The sequence below is a fragment of the Kitasatospora sp. NPDC059973 genome, from assembly GCF_042737525.1.
Classification (GTDB): Bacteria; Actinomycetota; Actinomycetes; order Streptomycetales; family Streptomycetaceae; genus Kitasatospora.
This window is the reverse complement of sequence record NZ_JBHWUI010000077.1, coordinates 19,594-40,013: the sequence shown is the minus strand read 5'-3', so window position 1 is coordinate 40,013 and position 20,420 is coordinate 19,594. Positions and strand designations below refer to the sequence as shown.

Below are 20,420 nucleotides of genomic sequence, written 5' to 3'. Positions count from 1 at the left end.
GGGGGGGGGGGGGTGTGGTGGGGGGGGGGTGGGTTGCCCCCCCCCCCCCGCCGTCGTGGTTCGCCGCGCCGCCGGTCAGACCGGCTCGCCGAGGCACCCCGGGGCGAAGACCTCGTCGATCAGCATCGCCGGGACCCCTCCGATCACCACCCGGTACCGCCGGGCGGCACCGCCCTGCGCCACGGCGGCCGTCGAGGAGACGATCTCGCGGAACGACTCGATCCGGTGCCGGCGCAGCAGCCGCCCGATCGGCTCGTCACCGCCCAGCAGATCCGTCCGCAGCGGCGCCGGCAGCGCCTCCACCACCAGGAGCGTCCTGGCCCTCACGTGCACCAGGCCCGACCGGGCACCGACCAGCTCGGTGGTCCGCGACAGCAGCACCCGGCCGGTCGGGACCGTCAGCAAGCGCGCGACCTCCTCGTCCGCCGGCTCCGGCGCATGGGTCAGCCCGGCGGTCACGATGCGCTCTCCCACCACCTGCTCGACGAGCGGCGTGACCGTGCCGTCGCAGGAGAGGATCAGCCGGCCGATCAGCCCCAGCCGCCCCGGACCCGGCGGGGCCGCAGGGGTGTCGGCCATGGCAGAGGAGCGGTTCACCGGACCACCTCGCGGTGGATCGGCTTGCCGGTGGCCGAGCGGGGAATCGACGGGACCTCGGTGATCCGCCGAGGCACCTGATGGGGTGCCAGCCGATCGCGGCACCACCGCACCAGCTCGGGCGCCGGAGCCCGCAGCACCACCTCGGCCACCGGCACCTGTCCGTGCGCGCGGTCCGGGGAGGCCGACACCCGGACGTCCGCCACCGCCGGGTGCTCCGCCAGCACCCGCTCGATCTCGACGGGGGCGACCTTCTTCCCCGCCACGTTGATCAGGGTTCCGATCCGCCCGGCCAGCCGGAGGGCGCCCTCCGCGGCCGGCGGCAGGGCGAGGTCCCCGGTGCGGTACCGGCCCTCCTCGTCGAGATCGAGCGGCACCAGGCCCGCCGGACCGATCCGGCCGAAGGCCAACGAGGTGGTCCGCAGCCGGAGTTCGCCTCGCGGCAGGTCGTCGTCGGCCGATTGCACGACCTCGGCCGCCACCCCCGGCAGCGGCACCCCGACCCAGCCGTCGGCCTCGCCACCGGAGACCGGGGCGAGCGTGACCGCGCCCGCCTCCGAGGAGCCGTAACAGTTGTGCAGACGGAAGGTGAAGCGTTCGGCGATCGCGGCGGCCACCCCCGGCCCCAACGGCGCGCCCGCCGACACCGCGAGCGCCAGGCTGGGCGGCGTGGCCAGGCCCTCGCGGGCCGCGGCGGCCTGCGCCAGCAGCGCGTAGTGGAAGGGCAGCGCGATGAGCGTCCGCGCGCCATGGCCGTGCACCGCCGCCAGCAGCCGGGACGGTACCGACCTGACCGGGCAGAACCGCACAGGCGCACCCAGCACCAGCGGCGCGATGAGCCCGTAGTTGAACCCGTAGGCGTGGAAGAGCGGCGCCGCCACCGCGACCGGGGCGTCCGGCCCGTAGCCCAGGAAGCCGCCCACCCGCCGGGCGTCCGCCAGCACGGCGGCGGAGGTGCGGACCACACCCGTCGGCACACCGGTGGAGCCGGACGTCAGAAAGACCTGGGCGCCCGCCGGCACTCCGTCCGGCAGGTCCGAGCGGCCCTTCCCGGTGAGCCGCAGCGAAGGCTCCTCGGACAGGGCGGTGCCGCCGACGTGGTCGGTCGGCCCGTCCTGGGCGATCGGGCCGACGGCACCGCCGGGAGCCGCGGCATCACGGTGCACCAGCGGCACCCCGGCCAGATCGCAGCCCAGCACCAGGACCGCCGTCGCCGCCGGGTCCGCCGTCCGCGCCACCACGCTCTCCCCGGGAACGTCCCGTCGGGCCAGGGCGGCGGCGACCCGCTCGGCCGAGGCCAGCAGCTCACGGTAGGTCCAGACCCGGCCGTTCACGACCAGCGCGGTGGCGTCGGGCGGTGCGCCGTTGTCGCGAACGGCTTGGACGATCCTGGTCATGGCCGGGCCTTTCGGAGTACTGCGGGAAGATCGTTCAGTGAAGCGAGCCGGCCGGGACCGGGCGGGCCCAGGAGAAGGGTCGCGGCGACCCCGGCCGCGGCTCCCTGCCGCGCGTCGGCGGCGCTGTCGCCGACGTACACCGCCTCTTCGGGCGCCAGAGCGAGCCGCCGCAGCGCGAGCAGCAGGCCGTCCGCGGCCGGCTTGGGGCGCGGAGCGTCCTCACGGGCCACGGTCAGATCGAGCGGCAGGCCGCACGCGTCGAGCAGCAGCCGGGCGTGCGCACGTGAGCGGCCCGTGCAGATCCCCAGCACCAGCCCTCGCGCGCGCAGCAGCCCGACCACCTCCCGCGCCCCGGCCATCGGCGGCGCGGGAGACGCCCCGCCCGCCAACTCCTCCCGGAACGCGGCATCGTAGGCCCGCGCCGCCTCACCCAGCAGGCCCGCCGGCACCAGCACCGCCAGCGTCTCCAGATCCGTCGGCCGCTGCGCAGCGGCCAACCGGGCGCCGCTCGGCTGCTCCAATCCGACGGCCACCACGCTGCGCCGCAGGCACCGCAGGTGCAGCGCCCAGGAGTCGACCAAGGTCCCGTCGAGATCGAACACCACCCCGCGCACGATCCGCCCCGGGGACGCGCCGGTGGCGGGGGGCCGGGCCGGGGCCGGGCCGGTCGGCGGCGCGGGGCTGGTCACTGGGCTCCTGCCAGGCCGGCGATGTCGGCGCTGGGGGTGTTCTCGGCGACCGCGAGGGCGGCGTTGACCAGGCCGGCGGCGAGGGCGGCGCCGGAGGCCATACCGAGGCGCATCTCCAGGCGGAGCAGCGGGGGCTGGCCGAGGGCGGCCAGGACGTGCCGGTGCGAGGGTTCGGTGGATTCGTGGGCGGCGACCAGGTATCCCGCCGCCGCCGGGCAGAGCCGGACGGCGAGCAGGGCCGCGACCGCGGTGATGGCACCGTCGACGAGGACGACCTGCCGGCGGGCGGCCGCCGCGAGGATGAGGCCGGTGTTGCCGGCGATCTCGTAGCCGCCGAGCGCGGCGAGCACCGTGAGCGGGTCGTCGGGCAGCCGGGCGGTCCGGGTGAGCGCCTGGTCGACGAGGGCGGCCTTGCGGTGGACGGTGGCCTGCGGCACTCCCGAGCCGAGCCCGGTGAGTTCGGCGGCGGGAAGGCCGAGCAGCCGGGCGGCGAGCGCGGTGGCGGCCGTGGTGTTGCCGACACCGATCTCCCCGACCGCGACCAGCCCCGCGTCGCCGAGGCGTTCCGCGGCGAAGCGGGCGCCGGCGGCGACCGCGCGGGCGGCCAGGTCGGCGGTCATGGCGTCCTGGACGGAGATGTCGGCGGTCCCGGGCGCGATCTTGTAGCGCTGGTCGCCGACCGGGTCGACGAGACCGAGGTCGGCGGTCTCGACACGGGCCGGGAGGCGGTCGGCCAGGATGTTGACCGGCGCCTGCCCGCCGTCGATCAGGCGCAGCACCTGGCTGGTGACGCCGGGCCGGAAGCGCGAGGTGCCCTGCGCGGCCACGCCGTGGTCCCCGGCCAGCACGCTGACGACGGTGGCCAGCGGGCCGGGGGAGGCCGTGCGGCGGATGCCCGCGACCCGCTGGACGAGGGTGTCGAGCCGACCCAGGCTGCCGGCCGGGCGGGCGAGGGCGAGCTGGCGGACCTGCGCGAGCCGGGCGCTGCGGCGGTCGGGGGCGGTGACGGAGTCGCAGAGGCCGGCGATCCGTTCGCGGTCGGTCGCCCCGTCCGTCGAGCGGCCGTCAGCCATCGGCCCGCCCTTCGGTGAGTTCGAGGCAGAGGTCGGAGACCCGCTGGGCGAAGCGCCGGTTGGTGAAGTGCTCGGCGACCCGGGCGCGGGCGGCGGCGCCGCGCCGGGCGGCCTCGTCCGGGTCGGCGAAGGCCTGGCGCAGGGCGTCGGCGAGGACCGCCGGGTCGAGGACCCGGGCACCGGAGGGGCCTTCGACCGGGACGGGGTAGCCGAACTCGGGGCCGGGCACCAGCTCGCGCAGCGAGTCCACGGCGGTGGCGACGACGGGGCGGCCGAACGCCATCATCTCCGCGCAGACGTAGCAGAACGACTCCCAGAGGCTGGGCACCACGGCGACGTCGGCGACGGACATCCAGCCGAGCGCCTCCTGCCGGGGAACGTCGCCGAGGAACGTCACCCGGTCGGCGAGGCCGAGCCGCCCGGCGAGCTCGCGCAGCGGCCGCTCCTCCGGGCCGACGCCGACCAGCGCGAGGTGCGGCCGTACGGCGGTGCCGTCCGGCCGCCGGACGGCACCGAGCAGGTCGAGTGCGGTGAGCAGCTGTGCGTAGCCCTTGACGGGGACGAGCCGCCCGCAGCCGACGAGGAGCGGCTCGGAGCCGATCGCGAGGGCCTCGCGGCGGCGGTGCCACCGCGGGTCCTGTTCGACGGCCCGGATCTCGTCCGGGTCGACGCCGAGGTGGATCACCGAGTGCGGCGCGGTGTTCTCCGGGTAGTAGCTGGTGATCGCGTCGGACAGCGCCCGGCTGATGAAGACGGTGTGGTCGCTGGTCAGGACGGCCTTGCGCTCCAGCCCCACCAGGTGCGCGGCGTCGGCGGCGACCCCGCTGGTGACGCGGTGCTTGTCGCGGTCGTACGGGGTGATCGCGCGGAAGTCCTGGAGCAGGACGTTGACCAGCGGCACGCCGTGCCGGCGCGCGAACATCGCGGCCTCGGGATGGCAGAAGAGGTCGGGCAGCGCGACCAGGTCGGGTGCCCCGGTCTCCTCGGCGAGCTGCTGCGCGGCGCTGTGGAAGCGCCGGTGGACGCGCAGGCTGTCGTCGGCGAGCCCGCTGCCGGCGTTGTAGACGACGTCGGTGCCGACGCGGTGGACGGTCACCCCGTCGATCCGCTCGCGGAGGTCGTCGGCGGCGCCGGGGCGGGAGGTGACGACGGCGACCTCCCAGCCCTCGGCGACCAGGCCGGCGGCGAGGTTGCGGGCGACGGTGCTGGTGCCGCCGACGGTGGTGGGCGGGTACTCCCGGGAGAAGACGACTGCCCGTCGTGTGCTGGTCACTGCTGCTCGCCTGCCCGTTCGTCGGTCTGCGTGAGGTGTGCGTCGAAGAGGAAGTCCTCGACCTGGGCCGCGGTCTGCTCGACCGGCGGGGTGCCCGCGCGGACGGCCCGGTGCCAGGCGACGACGACGGCGGCCGAGGCGTCGAGGTCGTAGCGGTGGCGCCAGCCGAGTGCCTCGGCGGCCCTGCGGCCGTCCAGGCGCAGGAGTTCGTCCTCGGTGAGGCGGTTGTCCGGGTCGGCGGCCAGCTCGACCGGGTCGCCGCCGGCCGCGACCCAGGCCGTGTCGAGGGCGCGGGCGAGGTCGAGCACGGTCGCGCCGTCGCCGGGCGGCGCGAAGTTGAGGACCTCGCCGCCGGCGACCGTGCCGTCGCCCAGCCGGTCGGCGAGCAGCAGCAGGCCGTGCACGACGTCGAGGACGTGCTGCCAGGGGCGGACGGCGTCGGGGCGGCGCAGCCGTAGCTGGCGGCCCTCGTCGAGGGCCGCCAGCATGTCGGGCACCAGCCGGTTGGCGGCCAGGTCGCCGCCGCCGATGATGTTCCCGAAGCGGACGGAGGCGCCCCGGGTGGGTGCGCCGGTGTCGCGCAGCAGCGTCGCGTACGCCTCGAAGACCAGCTCCGCGCCGGCCTTGGAGACGCTGTACGGGCAGCCGCCGCCGAGTTCGTCGATCTCCCGGTAGGGCCACGGCCAGTTCCGGTTGCGGTAGCACTTGTCGGAGGTGACGTGGACGAGCACCCCGGGTGCGCACCGGCGAACGGCCTCCAGCACGTTGAGGGAGCCGCCGATGTTGGTGCCGAGGGTGGTGTGCGGGTCGGCGAGGCCGGCGCTCACGAGCGGCTGGGCCGCCAGGTGGAACACCACGTCGAACGGCCGCGAGGCCATGGTGCGGTGCACGGCGTCGAGATCGCGGACGTCGCCGACGACGGTGCGGGCGCCGAGCCCGGCGAGGCCGGCGCTGCGGTCCCTGGTGTGCTCGTCGTCGTCGGCCGCGAAGCCGGTGACGTCGGCGCCGAGCCGCAGCAGGGCGGTGGTGAGCCACGAGCCGACGAAGCCGCTGTGGCCGGTGACGAGCACCTGCCGGCCGCGCCAGCGCGGGGCGGGCCGGTTCAGGCCCGGACCGGGGTCGGCCATGGGAATCCCTCCTGTGCCGCCAGCGCCTCGGCGTCGACGAAGTCCTTGTAGGTGTCGAACGGCAGCCACCGCCCGTCGTGCACGACCGCGTCGACCTCGCCGGCCGCCGCGAGCGCGGGCAGCACGTCCTCCTCCAGGCCGAGTGCCGGGGAGAGCGCGCTGAGCAGGCGCGGTGAGCAGGCGAAGTAGCCGGCCGAGATCAGCGCGGGCTGCAGCGGCTTCTCGACGAACGCGGTGACCGACATGCCGGGGCCGACCACGATCTCGCCGTAGCGGGAGCGGACCCGGGTGGCGGTCATGGTGACGGCGGTGCCGCTCTCCTGGTGGCGCCCGAGCAGTCGGCGCAGGTCGAAATCGGAGAGCACGTCGCCGTAGCCGAGCAGGAACGGCCCGGGCCGCAGGTGCTCGGCCGCCGCCAGCAGGCGTACGCACTTCTCGGCGTACGGGCCGTTGTCGACGAGGGTGAGCCGGGTGCCACCGGCTGCGAAGCGGAGCCAGCCGGCGCCGGTCTCGACGTCCGCCGGGGAGACCGGGAACTCGTCCAGCAGCAGCCGCTCCATCGCCCGTGCCCCGTAGCCGGTACACAGGACGAAGTCGTCGAGGCCGAACGAGCGGTAGTAGTCGAGTACGTGGAGGATCAGCGCCCGGCCGTCCGGGAGCGGGCGCAGCGGCTTGGGGAGGTCGTCGCCGTCGCTGCGCTGGCGCAGGCCGAGGCCGCCGCAGAGCAGCACGACCGTGGGCCGCTCGGAGAGGTGCCGGTCGTTCACTCGCCCGCCTTGCGGATGACCAGGCCGTGCAGGACGAGGACGTCCAGCTCGGTGGAGAGGAAGCAGCGCACCGCGTCCTCGGGCGACTCCACGATGGGCTCCTCGTTGTCGTTGAACGACGTGTTGAGCAGCACCGGGACCCCGGTGATCCGGTCGAAGGCGGTGATCAGCTCGCACAGTTCGGGGTTGAGGGCGGGCGTCGCGGTCTGCAGCCGCGCCGAGCCGTCGACGTGCGTGATCGCGGGGACGTCCGCCCGCCGGTCCTCCCGCACCCGCGGCACCAGCAGCATGTAGTGGGCGGGGACGGCGGTGTCGAAGTACTCGGACTGCCGGTCCTCCAGCACCACCGGGGCGAACGGCCGGAACGCCTCCCGGTGCTTGACCTTGGCGTTGATGCGGTCCTTCATGCCGGGGTCGCGCGGGTCGGCGAGGATGCTGCGGTTGCCGAGGGCGCGCGGCCCGATCTCGGAGCGGCCCTGGAACCAGCCGACGATGGCGCCGTCCGCGAGCTCGCGGGCGACCGTCGCGTACAGGTCGTCGGGGCGCTCGACCGTCAGCCGCGCGCCGCGCGCGGCGACGGCCGCCTCGATCTCGGCGTCGGTGTGCCGGCGGCCCAGGTACGGGGAGAACAGCTCGGGGGAGGGAGCCCACGGGTGCCCGCCGAGCGTGTAGTGCCCGTACAGGGCGGCGCCGATCGCGGTGCCGCTGTCGCCCGCGGCCGGCACGATGTGCAGCCGCTCGAACGGGGTCTCCTGGAGGATCAGGTAGTTGGCGACACTGTTGAGGGCGACCCCGCCGGCCAGGCAGAGGTCCGTGGCGCCGGTCTCGTGGTGCAGCCAGCGGGCCAGCTCGACGACGATCCGCTCGGTGTTGGCCTGGACGGCGTAGGCGAAGTCCGCGCGGACGCCGTCGGCGGCCTCCTCGCCGTCGGCGTTCGCGAGCTCCGCGGCGATGAGGGCGCGCACCGCCTCCTGCTGGGCGAGCGACTGGCGGAAAAGCCCGTCGTGCAGCTCGTACAGCCCGGCGAGCGCGTCGACGTAGCGCGGGGTGCCGTACGGGGCGAGGCCCATGGTCTTGCCGGGTGCGCCCATGCCGCCGACGGTGTGGAAGCCGATCTCCTTGGAGACGGCCTCGTACATCCAGCCGATGGAGTTCTCGTACGTGTCGTCGAGCCGGTGCGGCGCGGTCGCGACCCGGCCGGTCAGGCTGCGGACGGGGGTGAGGCCGCGGGCGTCGCCGCGGTAGAAGGTGATGGTCTCGCCGTGCTGCTCGCCGTCACGCTCGACGGTGGAGCCGCGGCCGTCCATCACCAGGACCGCCGCCTCCTGGAACGGCGAGGTGTAGAAGGTGCTGGCGGCGTGGGAGAGGTGGTGGCCGATCCAGTGGATCCGGTCGCGGTGGCGCAGGGTGTAGACCGGGTTGATGAAGTCGTTGGCGACGATCAGGTCGACGTCCTGCGGCCCGATGCCGCCCTCGGCGAGGACGTAGTCACCGGCTCGGCACTGCTGCAGGCGCGGTCCGAGGCCGAACGCGATCTTCAACCGGACGAGGCGTTCCTCCTCGACGGCGGAGACGATGCGCCCGTCCTCCACCAGGCAGGCGCCGAAGTCGTGGTGGGACCCTCCGAGTCCGAGTATTCGCACGGGGGTTGTTCTCCTTCTTGCTTGTCGGGCCGCATGGCTCGTCAGACCCGCAGCAGGGTGCAGGCCCAGTGCATGCCGTTCCCGGTGCTGGTGAGGGCGACGATCCCGCCCTGCGGGAGCTCGCCGGCCTCCAGCTTCTTTCCGAGCGCGAGCAGTTGGTCGGCGCAGCCGAAGTGACCGTGGTCGAGGGCGATGGCCGCGTTGGTGTTCTCCAGCGGCACGCCGTAGTCGCGCGCCGCTTCCGCGAGGCCGTCGGCGGTGCCGTTCATGTGCAGGACGTGCCGGACCTCCTCCACCGGCACGGGCACCCGGCGGCAGGCGGCGGCCAGGACGGCGAGGCTGTTGGTCCTGGTCCGCCGCATGAAGCGGATCTTCGCCCGCAGGTCGTGGCCGAGGAACTCCTCCATCAGCGCCACCGGATTGCCGATGCTGCCCGGGTCCGGGTGCTCGGGGGTGACCGGCCGCGCCGCACCGCCGCCGGGCAGGTACGCCACGTCGGCGAAGGTCCCGTCGGTGATGATCTCGGTCGCCAGCCAGCGGCACCGCTCCTCGTCGCGCCGCAGCACCGCCGCGACCGCGCCGTCCGAGGTGATCGCGGTGCTGGACTCCATCCGGTTCCAGTACGTCTCGCAGACCCGGTTGACGGTGATCAGCAGGGCGGTCCGGTAGTCGGGGTGGGTGGCGAACTTGCCCGCAGCGGCGTCGAATCCGCTGACGCCGCTGCTGCACGCCTGATTGACCAGCAGCGCCTCCGCGCGGCGGGTGCCCAGCTTGGCCTGGGTCGCGGCGGCCGGGTCCCAGTACAGGTACTCGGGGATGTCCGCCATCGCCAGCACCACCAGGTCGACCTCGTCCGCCGCGATCCCGGCGCGCTCGAGCGCCCGCTGTCCGGCCCGCGCGGCCAGGTCGGTCAGTCCGGTGCCGTCCGGCGCGCGGTGGAACCCGCGGTAGCCCCAGTCCTCCACCCGCTTGAGGTCGGGGGTGTAGCGGGGCGCGTGCTCGGCGACGTCGCAGGGCTCGCCGAGCGCGTAGGCGATGGCGCTGATTCCGTAGGTCACGGCGCCGCGTCCAACCGGCCCATGCTGCGCAGGATGTACGCCCGCCGCGACTTCGACAGGAAGTAGTCGCCGGAGCGGACCGGCGGGTGGTGCGGCGGGTCGTCGGGCGTGGTGCAGGTGGGGATGCAGGCGATCTCGGCCTCCGGGTCCGCCTGGTAGAAGAAGGCGATGGAAATCCGGTCGAGGTGCTCCTGCTCCTTCGCCGGGTTGACCACTCGGTGGACGGTGCTCGCCCAGCGGTCGTTGGTCCACCGGGTCATCAGCCGGCCGAGGTTGACGACGAAGGATCCGGGCAGCGGCGGTACGTCCAGCCACCGGCCGTGCTGGTCGCGTACCTGCAGGCCGCCAGGCGCCTCGTCCTGGTAGAGGACGGTGAGGCTGCCGAAGTCGGTGTGCGGGCTGTTGCGCAGCTTGTCGTGGGTGACGCCGGTGCGGGGCGGGTAGTAGTTGACCATCATCGGCGTCATGTGTCGCTCGAACTTGTCGTCGAACCAGGTCTCCGGCAGGTTCAGCGCGAGGGCGAACAACCGCATCAGTTCGACCGACAGGCCGGTGGCGGCGCGGTAGTACTCCAGGAACGCCTCCCGGAACCCGGGCTGGTCCGGCCAGCGGTTGGGAGCGTCCAGACCGGGGAACCGGTCCTCGCTCCGCTCGCCGAGCAGGCTCGCGCCGAACAGGTGCATCCGGTCGTTGGCGCCGTAGCCGTGCTGGAGCGGGTCGTCGGGGTCGTTGGCGGCGCCAGCGCGCACCTCGGCCGGGCCCCGGAAGAAGGCGCCGGCGGCCTCGTACAGTGCGGTGACGGTCGCCTCGGGCACCCCGTGGCCGACCACGACGAGGAACCCGCTGGTCTCGCACGCCTTGCGGACGGCCTCGGCCACGCCGGCCCGGCGCCGCGCGTTCGGCGGCGCGTCGAGTCCCAGGTCGATGACGGGCACGTAGCCGTGCAGCAGCGTGGGCCCGTGGCCGTCCTCGCCGGGTGCGGTCGGTGACGGCGCGTCCGGTGCCGACGGCGTGGTCGGTGCAGTCGGTGTGGTCGGTCTGCCGGGCATCCGGCCTCCCCCTCCTAGCGGTGGTGACTTCCGGTGACGGATCACCAGGTGACGTGCAGCGACCGCAGCCCGTAGATGAGCATCTCCGCCAGGAAGGGCGGGCCGGCCTGCGGCTCGGCCAGGCGCAGGCCGGGTAGCCGGCGCAGCAGGGCGGCCACGGCCAGCTCGGTCTGGGTCTGGGCGAGAGCGCTCCCGAGGCAGCGGTGGATGCCGTGCCCGAACGCCAGCTGGCCGCGGACCGTGCGGGTCAGGTCGAAGCGGTCGGGCTCCTCGAACACGTCCGGGTCCCGGTTGGCGGTCGCCAGGTGGACCACCACGCCGTCGCCCGCGCGGATCGGCCGCCCGCCCAGCTCGGTGTTGCGCAGCGCGACGCGGGCGACGCCGTGCTGCACCAGGGTCCAGTAGCGCAGCGCCTCGGCGACCGCCGGCCCGGCCCATCGCTCCGGGTCCGCCCGGACCAGGTCGCCCTGCTCCTGGTCGCCGAGCAACGACAGCATGGTCAGCGAGAACAGCCCGGCGGTGGTCTCCAGGCCCGCGACGACGATCAGGTTGGCCAGGCCGACCAGCTCGGCCATGGTCAGGTCGCCGTCGTCGAGGCTCCGGGCGAGCCGACTGAACAGGTCGTCGTCGGTGCCGGTCCGCTTGGCGGTGAAGAGCCGTTCCAGGTACCGGTTCATCTTCCCGGCCGCCAGGACGCGCTGCGTCACCGTGGCGTCGTGTGTCTGCAAATCCCGGGTGCAGTCCAGGAAGAAGTCCCGGTCGGCGAGCGGCGTGCCGAGCATCTGGGAGGCGCTGAGCGCGGGCAGCGGGACGGCGAGAGAGGCGACGAGGTCCTGCGGGCCGCCGGCCGCGGCCATCCGGTCGATCAACTCGTCGGCGGAGGCGGACAGATCGGGCCGCATCGCCTTGATCCGGGAGCCGCTGAACTCCGCCGCGACCAGCTGCCGCAGCCGGGTGTGCTGCGGCGGGTCCATGGAGAGGAAGTGGCCGGGGATCGGCCGCTTGGAGGAGAGCGGGAAGGCCGGGTAGCCGGGCAGGGTGGAGTCCGAGCTGAAGCCGCGGTGATCGGCGAGCACGGTGCGGGCGGTACGGAAGTCGGTGACCAGCCAGGCCTCGCCGCCGTAGCTGAGCGGCACCCGTCGGATCGGCTCGCCCTCGGCCGTGCGGTACGCGGTCGGCGGGTCGTGGGGATCGCTCCGGGGTACGGGGAAGGACCAGCCCGTGGTGGTCTCGGTGGTCATGCTCCGGCCGTCCCGTCCGTGAGCAGCCACTCGGCTGCCCGGTCGAGGCCGGTGCGCAGGGCCGTGGCCAGCAACTCCAGGTCCTCGTCCCGGTACACCAGGGCCGGCGCCAGCTGGATCCGGCTCGGCCCGGCCGACACCAGTGCCCCGGCCTCCCGGATCTCCTCGACGACCCGCTTGACGGCGCCCTCGGGCAGGTCGGCGCCGCCGGCGTGGAGCCGCAGCGCCCGGAAGCAGCCGAGGCCGTTGTCGTCGGCGACCAGCGGGTGCGCGGCAAGTTCGGCGAGGAGCCCGTCGAGCCCGGCGGAGACCCGGGTGGCCTGGCCGATCGCGTCGAGGCGGGCCATCTCCTCGATGGTCGCCAGGATCGCGGCGCAGGTGGGGGGAGCCCCGGCCTGTGTCTCGGCGTGGGTGAGGGCGGCGTCGCTGCGGTCGAAGACGTCGCAGACGGCGTGCGAGACGATGACCGCGGCGGCGGCGCAGGTGCCGTTGGTGAGGCCCTTCGAGGCCAGCATCACGTCGGGCCGCTCGGGCCAGTCGTGCGAGGCGAAGTACGAGCCGGTGCGGCCGAAGCCGGTGGCGACCTCGTCGGCCACCAGCAGGAAGCCGTACTCGCGGCGCAGCCGGGAGAGGGCGGCGAGCATGGTGTCGGGCAGCGGAAGGGCGCCGGTGCCGAGCACCGGCTCGACCACGACGGCGGCGATGCTCTCGCCCTCCGTGCGCAGCAGCTCCTCCAGCTCGGCCGGGTCCTCGTGGCTGACGTGCCGGATGAGCCGCTGGTCGACGCTGTAGTAGCTCTGTCCGAGCGACATGCCGGTCAGGCCGTGGCTGCCGTAGGTGAGGCCGTGGTAGCTGCCCTTGAGGCCGACGATCACCCGGCGGCGGAACTGCCGCTTCAGTGCCCAGTACTGACGGGCCAGCTTCATGGTGAGGTCGTTGGCGGCGCTGCCCGAGGTGGAGTGGATCACCCGGCCGAAGTGCTCGGGGCCGCAGAGGTCGAGCAGTGCCCGGGAGGCGGCCACGGCGGGCTCGTGCCCGGTGCGGAAGAGCGAGAAGTACGACGTCTCGATCAGGGCGTCCCGGACGGCGTCGGCGATCCGGGGATTGCCGTAGCCGAGGTTGACGTTCCACAGGCCGCTGGTGGCGCACTGACGCCACTGCCCGTCGGCGAAGAAGACGCGGGTGCCCTCGGCGCGCACCGCCGAGTGGGACGCCCGTCCGAAGGTGCTGGGGCGCTCCAGGAGTTCCCACAGCGGATAGCGCGCAGAATCGGTGCCCACGTGTTTCCCCCGGCGTGGTGATGTGGTCAGAGAGGTCGCCGCCCGTGCTGGTCCGCCGGAATTCGTCGGGGCCGCGCGGATGCGTCGGTCGGGGAATTCACGTGCTCACGGGAGGGAGCGGCACAATGCCGTTGATCATGCACGGTACAAGACATTAAGGGCTCTGAACAGCCCTTTTCTGCGGTGACCTCGGAGAATGCTCGGAATCGGCGGCGCACGGGGCTTGGCGGGCCACCCGGCGGCGGAGTTCGGAGAGCGGCTCCAGGGCGCGCAGCACCTGATCGGCGGGCAGCCCGAAGTCCACCAGGCAGGCGAGTTCGTCCGCACCGGCCCGCCGGTATTCCTCGACCAGTGCCTCGGCCCGCTCGACCGTGCCGAACAGGCCGTACCCCTGGTGCAGGTACCGATTCAGGGCGGGTCGGACGACGGCCCTGGTGCGGGCCGGGCTCCACCCGGCGCTGCCCTTCGGGCCGAACAGTGTCATGGCGCTGACCAGGTACTCCTCCAGCGGCCCGCGGACCTGCGCCTCGACGGCGTCGGCGTCCTCGCCCAGGAAGGTGTGGACCATCAGCACCACGTGGCCCCGACCGGGGTGCCCGGCGGCGGCGTACTCCCGCCGGTACTCGGCCGTGCGGAGGGCGAGTTCGGCGAGGTCCTGGTTGGCCAGATGGGTCAGCACGCCCACCCCGGCGCGGCCGGCGGCCCGGAAGGTCTCCGGGTTGCCCGCGCTGGTCAGCCACATCGGCAGCGGGCCGCCGACCGGCAGCGGGTAGATCCGCGGGCCCTGCGCCGCGTCGTCGGCGGCGGCCGGCAGGGGCTCGCCCCGCCAGAGCCGGCGCAGGGTGTCGACGGCCTCGACCGCCGCGCGGTCACGCCCCTCGAAGCCCTCGGGGCGCAGCACGAAGTCGGCGGGGTTCCAGCCGGAGGCCAGCGACAGACCCGCCCGCCCGCCGGACAGGCCGTCCACCACCGCCCACTCCTCGGCGATCCGCAGCACGTGGTGCAGCGGCGCGACGACACTGCCCGCGCGGATCGCGATCCGCTCGGTGCACGCGGCGACGGCGGCCCCGGTCACCGCCGGGTTGGGGTAGCGGCCACCGAAGCGGTGGAAGTGCCGCTCGGGTGTCCAGACGGCGGTGAAGCCGTGCCGGTCGGCGAACCGGGCGCCCTCCAGGAGCAGGCGGTAGCGGTCGCCGCCGCCGCCCGGGGCGGCGGCGTCGTCCGCGAAGTAGAACAGGCCGAGGTCCACCGGTCACCGCTCCCGGGAGCCGGCCGCCGCCAGCGCGGTGGCGACGATCGAGCTGATCCCGTCGATGCTGCCGAACCCCGGGTCGCCGAGGGCGTCGTCGTCGAGCTCGAGGCGGAACCGCTCCTCGATGTGCTGGATGAGGTGCAAGGTGCCCAACGAATCCAGGTAACCGGCGTCGAAGAGGTCGACCTGCCGGTTGAAATCCTGGTCGCCGTCGTCGATCCGGCCCTCGGCCCGGACGAAGACCTCCAGCGATTCCGCGATTTCCGTGACGTCCACGACGGTCTCGGCCGGAAGGCCGGCCACTGTGTTCTGCATCGTCTCCACCATTCTGCTCAGCTGGAATTCCCGGTCGGCCGGCTGCGTTCGCGGGCCGCTTCGAGGGCGGCCCGCAGCCGGCGTCCGATGTCGTCGAACCGGTCCGGCCCGGTATTGAGCGCGAGCCGGAAATGCCCCTCGTCGTGGAAGAGTTCCGAGGGCATGGCGATCAGACCCCGCGCGGCGAGCAGGTCCACGAACTCCCGGTCGCCCAGCCCGTACGGGCACTCGACGTACAGGAAGGCGGTGGCCTCGGCGTCGACCACGCGGTAGCCGAGGTCGGTCAACAGGGCGCGCAGCCGCAGCTGGTCCCCGCGCAGCTCCCGGCAGTCGGGGGTGAGGTCCGCCAGCTCCAGGACGAGCCGCTGCATCAGCGCGGTGGGCGCGCAGTGGCCCAGCGAGCGCAGGGCCCGTTCGGCGCGCCGGCGCACCTCCTCGCGCTCGCGCAGGCCCGGTCCGAGGGCGAGGTAGCCGGTGCGCTGGCCCTGGAGCGACCAGGCCTTGCCGTACGAGTACACGCTGACCGTGTCCGGGTACACCTGCATCGGGCTGGTGAACGGGGTGCCGCCCCAGCTCTGGTCGCGGTGCACCTCGTCGCTGATCAGCACAGGCGCGCGGCCGAAGCGGGCGGCGGCGCCGCGCAGGGCGTCCGCCAGCGCGGCCAGTTCGCCCCCGTCGTGCAGCACCCCGGTCGGGCAGACCGGCTGGCTGATGATCACCCCGGCGGTGTCGGGCCCGATCGCCGCGGCGAGCGCCCGCGGGTCCAGCCGCTTTCCGGGGCCCGACGGCACCGCCCGGGACCGAAGGCCCAGCCGGTGCAGGTAGAGGAAGTAGTCCATCCAGCAGGGCGTGACCACCAGGACCTCGTCGCCGGGCGCGAACAGGGCGGCCAGGGCGGTGCTCAGCGCGGCGGTCGCGCCGGGGGTGAGCAGGAGGTCGCGGTGGTCCAGCCGAAGGCCGAGCCGGCGCGAGAGCGCGGCGGCCGTTCGGCGCCGGGCGACCGTGCCGCCGCCGAACGGCGTGTACTGCAGCTCGCTCTGCCCGACCGACCCGGCCAGCGTGCGCAGGAGCTCGAAGCCGCGCGGATCGCGGTGGACCAGCGGGTTGGGGTACGACAGGTCGATGACGCCGTGCGATCGGCGAAGCGCCGCGGTGTGCAGGGCGGCGAACCGCTCCAGCGGAGCGGCGAGCCGGGCCTCCTCGTCGGCGGGCACCGAAGGGTCAACGGGGCGCACTGCCGGCCTCCTTCGGCCCGGCGGCGCCGTACTCGGCCTTGACCCGGGCGCGGTCCGCCTTGCCCGAGGAGGTGCGGGGGAGCGTCGGCAGCACCTGGAGCCGGCCGGGCCGCTGGTAGACCGGGAGCTGGGCGGCGATGTGCTCCTCCAGCAGGTCGAGCGAGAAGCCGGCCGGGTCGGTGGGCACCACGGCGGCGACGACCACGGGATCGGCGTCCGTGCTCCCGGCCGGGTCCGCGAAGACGACCGCCTCCGAGAGCAGGCCGGAGGCGAGCAGCCCGGCCTCGATCTCGGTCGGATTGACCCGGAAGCCACGGGACTTGAACTGCTCGTCGCGCCGCCCGTGGTAGCTGAGGAACCCCTCTTCGTCGCGGCGGACGTAGTCGCCCGAGTAGACCACCCGCTCCGCTGCCGCGCCCTGCGGGGCGAACGGAGACGGTCGGAACACCCGTGCGGTCGCCGCCGGGTCGCGCCAGTAGCCTGCGGCGACCGTCGGCCCCCGGTGGACGAGTTCGCCGACCTGTCCGGGTGCGCACGGCCGCCCGTCCTCGTCGAGCACCAGGATCTCGGTGTCCGGGATCGCCCGGCCCATCGATCCCGGTCGGCTGTCGACCAGTTCGGGGGGCAGGTAGGTCGAGCGGAACGCCTCGGTGAGCCCGTACATCAGGTAGACGTCGGTGCCGGGGTGGGCCTTCCTGATCCGGGCCAGGGTGTCGGCGCGCAGCGCGCCGCCGGTGTTGGTGATGTAGCGCAGCTCGGGCAGGTCGAGGCCGAGGAACGGTGACGGCCGGTTGACCAGCGACTCCCAGAGCGGCGGCACCCCGGCGAGGCCGGTGATCCGCTCGGTGGCGAGCTCCCGGCAGACCCTGGGGGCGAAGACCGTGCCGCCGATCACCAGGGTGGCGCCGGCCCAGAACGTCGCCAGCACCTGGTTGAGGCCGGCGTCGAAGCTCCACGGCAGGAGCGAGAGGGTGCGGTCCGCCTCGGTGAGACGCAGGTACGTCGCGACGATCCGGGCCCCCGCGACGAGGTTGGCGTGGGTGACCATGACGCCCTTGGGACGACCGGTGGAACCGGAGGTGTAGATCAGGGCGGCCAGGTCCGCGCTGATCGGCCCGGTGGCGGGTGCCCCTGCCGCGCCGCCGGTGCCGCCGTGCGGGGTGGCGCTCACCGCGTCGAGCACGGGCACGCCGTGCTCGCCCACCAGCGGGCGGTGCCGGCGGTCGGTCACCACCACGGTCGCACCGCTGTGCCGGACGATGTGCTCGATCTGCGGCGGCTTCAGCGAGTCGTTGACGACCACCGCGACCGCGCCCAGCCGCAGCGCCCCGAAGAACCATCCGAGGCACTGCGCCGAGTTGGGCAGGAGGATGGCGACCCGGTCGCCCGGCCCGACCGCGTTCGCGGCCAGCGCCTCGGCGGACCCCTCGGCCAGCGCCAGCAGTTCGCGGTAGCTCAGCACGTCGCCGTGCTGACTCACGGCCGGCCTGGCGCCATGGGTCCGCGCGCGGACCGCGAGCAGGTCCGGCAGGGTGAAGATCTCCATCGTCCGACTCCAAGGGCGAGACGGTGGGCGGTGCCCACCGCTATCGGCGGCTGGGGGTTGTCCGGTGGCCCCGGACGACCCCTAGCGCTGGGCGACGACGTAGTCGACGATCTTTCCGATGGTGTTGAAGTTGTCCACGCTCAGCTCCTCGTCGGGAATGGAGACCTCGAACTCGCCCTCCAGCCAGACCAGCACCTCCAGAATTCCGAGCGAGTCGAACTCCGGGTAGTCGCGCAGATCCTTGTCCTCGTTCACACCCTCCTCGCCGAGGCCGGGGAGGGTCTGGCGAAGACGAAGCACCACGGAATCCGTGATCTCCTGACGTGAGGTCATGGTGATTTCTCCAAACTTCGTCGTGACGAATCGGAAATGCAGATTCTGGGGCGGGCCATGCCGGGGGAACGGCCGCCGTGGGGTGGCCCCGTGCCGTGGTCTCCCGGCACCGCGATGGCGGGCGCGGGTGCTGCCGCCCCGCGTGCCGGACGGGGCGCCCCGAAGGCGGTGGGCCGCTGCGGGACGTGTGGGGCCGACCCCGGGGTGAGGCAGCGCCAGTATAAGCATGTCAGGTACACGGCATAGCGCGCTGGCCTGCGGAATGTGACTGGAGTGACAGTTGGTGAGACCTGGGGATCTCGCGCCGCCCACGGCCGGATGACGCCGCATCAGGCGAGGTGAGGAGTTCGTGACGCGGCCCTGAAGGGCCGGCCGCAGCGGCTCGACGCGACCTGGCGCCCCCGGGCCGGTCCGTCGGCCGCACACTATCCCAGCCCCGCTGACCTGGGAAGCCGTGCTGTCGACGGGCCTCCTGCGAAGGTTCCACCCATTGGTCCGATTCGTGGGATTCGCCCTCCCGCAAAACCGTTGACGATCTTGCCGTCGGCCGCATAGGCTCCGAGCCGGGTCGGCTGTCGAGCGACCGTTCTCGTCGCGGGCGGGAGTCGACCCCGAATGTCGAGCACGGGGGGGGCTGACGATGGGCCGAATTGCTGACCCCCATTCACCGCCGGTGAATGGGGCGGACCGCGCCGCGGCGCCGATGACGGCCCGCCGCTGACCCTTCGCCGGCGCCCCGGTTCCCGCGGAGAACGACCGATACCTCTTCTTCGGTCTGTGGCTCCCGCCGACTGAGGGGTCCGCGACCCGGCCCGCGGTCCCGACCTCGTCGAGCGGCTGTTCGCCGAACGCGGCTGCCGGGTGCCGGTCAGCGCCGGCCCCGACACCCACGGGTCGTCCGGGGTCGCGCGCGGGACCCTTGTCCAGTACCGGGGCGTGGGTGCATTCCGGCCGGGAGTCTGGCAGGCGCGCCTGCCGCGGGGCACAACGTAGCGCATCCCCGGCAGTTGGTTCATGCCACTTGGCGGTCCGCCAGGTGATGCCGTCCAGGGCGGCGAACGCCGGCCGTATCGCGGCCGAGGTGCGCTCCACCCGGGAGTCGGCGCGTGGTCCCCGGTCGGCCGGCTCTCCGGCACCGTCGACCCCTGCATGGGTCTTCGGGCTTCCGGCCCGCCGGCCCGGGGCAGGCTGACCTGGTGACGAAGACGAACTCGCGGTCGGCACCCGACCGGCCTGCATCCTGGCGTCCGATCCGTCCTGGATCCGTGACCGCATGCACCTGCCGGACGTCCTGCGGATCCTGGCCCGGGCCGCCGAGGTCCACCCCGCCGCGTTCGTCCTCCACACCACCGCCTACTGGAACGCGGCCGAGGCCATCGACCGCCTCGGCACGGACCTCACCGCACCCGCGCCTCCCGGACACATCCGCCTGACGACGCTGGCCGCCTACGAGCTGGAAGCACTGTGGGCCGTCCACGATGCGCTCGTCCGCGCCCGCGACCGCGAACCGGGCACCGACTCACTCCGCGAGCTCCTCCACGACATCACCGAGTACAGCGAGCACACCCCCGACGACATCGTCGACGACGTGCGCCTGCTCCTCACGGTCCTCGCCCTCGACCTGCCCGTCGTCACCACCCTCACCACCACCCTGCTCCTCGACCGCGCCCGCGACCACGCCTTCCACACCGCCTACCGCGACGTCACCAACGCCTGGACGAACGCCGGCACCAGCCCCTGACCGAACCCCAGCCCGACGGGACGCGGCCGTATCTCCCGCATCGCGCCCGCCCACCGCGCCTCGCCCTCGCGGGTGGACCGCCACCGCGCACGTCGGCGGCCGCTCCGTCACCGCACCCGAGGAGACCGTGCCGGCCATGACGGCCGGGCCGGGTTCCTCCCGGCTTCTCCCGACTCGTCGCACGCCGGAAATGGATCCCGCCCCGGGCGCCCCGCGCTCCCGCACTGCCCTGACCTGCGCGTTCGGACAGGAAACTCCTATGGTAACGAGTTGGCAACGGCTGCGAACCGATGTCCCATATGTAGTCATTTCCGGGATCGGCCCACCAGGGGCCATCGCACACCGCCACCCAGCGCTTCGCGTCGGCCAGGCCCCGCTCGACCCAGCCGACCTGGTGGCCCTCGCCGAGTACCAGCAGAACGTCGGGCCGCACCGTCCAGCCGGCCAGCTGCCAGGCGTAGCCGAACACCGCCTCGTCGAGGGGATGTGGATGTCCATGCCGCGGGGCAGACCGCGCAGGACCGGGTCGCGTGGCACCGTCAGCAGGCCGGGCGCGGCCGCGCGCGAGCCGATCCACCCGTCGGTCCGGGCAGCCGGACGCGCGGTGTCGGGTGTCCGGGCGGCGGTGGCCGGCGGCATGAGGCGCGCGCAGCGCAGGGCATCGTGGGCCTCGCTTCGGTCGCTGTGCAGGAGGGGCCGGCCGAGGCGGCCGAGCAGCGGTTCGGCACGGCCGTCGGCCAGGTGGAGCACCGCGATCCAGCCGCCCGCACCCCACGGCCCGTCGTCGAGCGGCGCGGCCCAGCC

The 20,420-nt window shown here is 74.0% G+C and carries 18 protein-coding genes; 1 reads left to right on the top strand and 17 read right to left on the bottom strand.

All coding sequences use genetic code 11. The annotated features are described in order from the left end of the window. Positions 1-75 precede the first annotated feature (75 nt). From ACFWA9_RS21625 to ACFWA9_RS21545, 17 genes are all read right to left on the bottom strand, one after another. Positions 76-597 (bottom strand): chorismate--pyruvate lyase family protein, encoded by a 522-nt coding sequence (locus ACFWA9_RS21625; protein WP_380389005.1) that lies wholly within the window; start codon positions 595-597, stop codon positions 76-78. Beyond that, the gene (locus tag ACFWA9_RS21620; RefSeq protein ID WP_380389003.1) at positions 594-1,994 is read right to left on the bottom strand and encodes a class I adenylate-forming enzyme family protein; all 1,401 of its coding nucleotides are present in this window, start codon (positions 1,992-1,994) and stop codon (positions 594-596) included. Before ACFWA9_RS21620 ends, ACFWA9_RS21625 begins: the two co-directional genes overlap by 4 nt. Further along, complete coding sequence (locus ACFWA9_RS21615; protein ID WP_380389001.1) at positions 1,991-2,599, bottom strand: HAD family hydrolase; 609 nt, start codon at positions 2,597-2,599, stop codon at positions 1,991-1,993. The genes ACFWA9_RS21620 and ACFWA9_RS21615 overlap by 4 nt, the downstream gene beginning before the upstream one ends. An 80-nt stretch (positions 2,600-2,679) precedes the next feature. Then, on the bottom strand, positions 2,680-3,756 hold the full coding sequence (locus ACFWA9_RS21610) for a nicotinate-nucleotide--dimethylbenzimidazole phosphoribosyltransferase (protein ID WP_380388999.1): 1,077 nt from the start codon (positions 3,754-3,756) through the stop codon (positions 2,680-2,682). Then, positions 3,749-5,029 carry a glycosyltransferase family 4 protein gene (locus tag ACFWA9_RS21605; RefSeq protein WP_380388997.1) on the bottom strand — a complete coding sequence of 427 codons (1,281 nt, stop codon included), beginning with the start codon at positions 5,027-5,029 and terminating at the stop codon, positions 3,749-3,751. Before ACFWA9_RS21605 ends, ACFWA9_RS21610 begins: the two co-directional genes overlap by 8 nt. Then, positions 5,026-6,156 (bottom strand): CDP-glucose 4,6-dehydratase, encoded by a 1,131-nt coding sequence (gene rfbG / locus ACFWA9_RS21600; protein WP_380388995.1) that lies wholly within the window; start codon positions 6,154-6,156, stop codon positions 5,026-5,028. Before rfbG ends, ACFWA9_RS21605 begins: the two co-directional genes overlap by 4 nt. Further along, entirely contained in the window at positions 6,132-6,923 is a 792-nt protein-coding gene (locus ACFWA9_RS21595) for an NDP-sugar synthase (protein ID WP_380388993.1), read from the bottom strand. The genes rfbG and ACFWA9_RS21595 overlap by 25 nt, the downstream gene beginning before the upstream one ends. Then, a complete protein-coding gene (locus ACFWA9_RS21590; RefSeq protein ID WP_380388991.1) occupies positions 6,920-8,566 on the bottom strand; it encodes a carbamoyltransferase in 1,647 nt (548 codons plus the stop codon). The genes ACFWA9_RS21595 and ACFWA9_RS21590 overlap by 4 nt, the downstream gene beginning before the upstream one ends. A 41-nt stretch (positions 8,567-8,607) precedes the next feature. After that, on the bottom strand, positions 8,608-9,624 hold the full coding sequence (locus ACFWA9_RS21585; RefSeq protein WP_380388989.1) for a 3-oxoacyl-ACP synthase III family protein: 1,017 nt from the start codon (positions 9,622-9,624) through the stop codon (positions 8,608-8,610). After that, the gene (locus ACFWA9_RS21580; RefSeq protein ID WP_380388987.1) at positions 9,621-10,673 is read right to left on the bottom strand and encodes an isopenicillin N synthase family dioxygenase; all 1,053 of its coding nucleotides are present in this window, start codon (positions 10,671-10,673) and stop codon (positions 9,621-9,623) included. The genes ACFWA9_RS21585 and ACFWA9_RS21580 overlap by 4 nt, the downstream gene beginning before the upstream one ends. Before the next feature lie 41 nt (positions 10,674-10,714). Continuing rightward, positions 10,715-11,914: a cytochrome P450 gene (locus ACFWA9_RS21575; protein ID WP_380388985.1), complete on the bottom strand. Its 1,200-nt coding sequence runs from the start codon at positions 11,912-11,914 to the stop codon at positions 10,715-10,717. Next, on the bottom strand, positions 11,911-13,194 hold the full coding sequence (gene mpaD / locus ACFWA9_RS21570; RefSeq protein WP_380388983.1) for a daptide-type RiPP biosynthesis aminotransferase: 1,284 nt from the start codon (positions 13,192-13,194) through the stop codon (positions 11,911-11,913). The genes ACFWA9_RS21575 and mpaD overlap by 4 nt, the downstream gene beginning before the upstream one ends. A 154-nt stretch (positions 13,195-13,348) precedes the next feature. After that, on the bottom strand, positions 13,349-14,443 hold the full coding sequence (locus ACFWA9_RS21565) for a MupA/Atu3671 family FMN-dependent luciferase-like monooxygenase (RefSeq protein WP_380388981.1): 1,095 nt from the start codon (positions 14,441-14,443) through the stop codon (positions 13,349-13,351). Between the two features lie 3 nt (positions 14,444-14,446). Further along, a complete protein-coding gene (locus ACFWA9_RS21560) occupies positions 14,447-14,761 on the bottom strand; it encodes a phosphopantetheine-binding protein (RefSeq protein ID WP_380388979.1) in 315 nt (104 codons plus the stop codon). Positions 14,762-14,778: 17 nt separating this feature from the next. After that, the gene (locus ACFWA9_RS21555) at positions 14,779-15,996 is read right to left on the bottom strand and encodes an aminotransferase class I/II-fold pyridoxal phosphate-dependent enzyme (RefSeq protein WP_380388977.1); all 1,218 of its coding nucleotides are present in this window, start codon (positions 15,994-15,996) and stop codon (positions 14,779-14,781) included. Then, entirely contained in the window at positions 15,983-17,542 is a 1,560-nt protein-coding gene (locus ACFWA9_RS21550; RefSeq protein ID WP_380388975.1) for an AMP-binding protein, read from the bottom strand. The genes ACFWA9_RS21555 and ACFWA9_RS21550 overlap by 14 nt, the downstream gene beginning before the upstream one ends. An 81-nt stretch (positions 17,543-17,623) precedes the next feature. After that, positions 17,624-17,875: an acyl carrier protein gene (locus tag ACFWA9_RS21545; RefSeq protein WP_380388973.1), complete on the bottom strand. Its 252-nt coding sequence runs from the start codon at positions 17,873-17,875 to the stop codon at positions 17,624-17,626. 1,273 nt (positions 17,876-19,148) lie between these two features. Between ACFWA9_RS21545 and ACFWA9_RS21540 the strand changes: the two genes are divergently transcribed. Further along, entirely contained in the window at positions 19,149-19,616 is a 468-nt protein-coding gene (locus ACFWA9_RS21540; RefSeq protein WP_380388971.1) for a hypothetical protein, read from the top strand. Positions 19,617-20,420 lie beyond the last annotated feature (804 nt).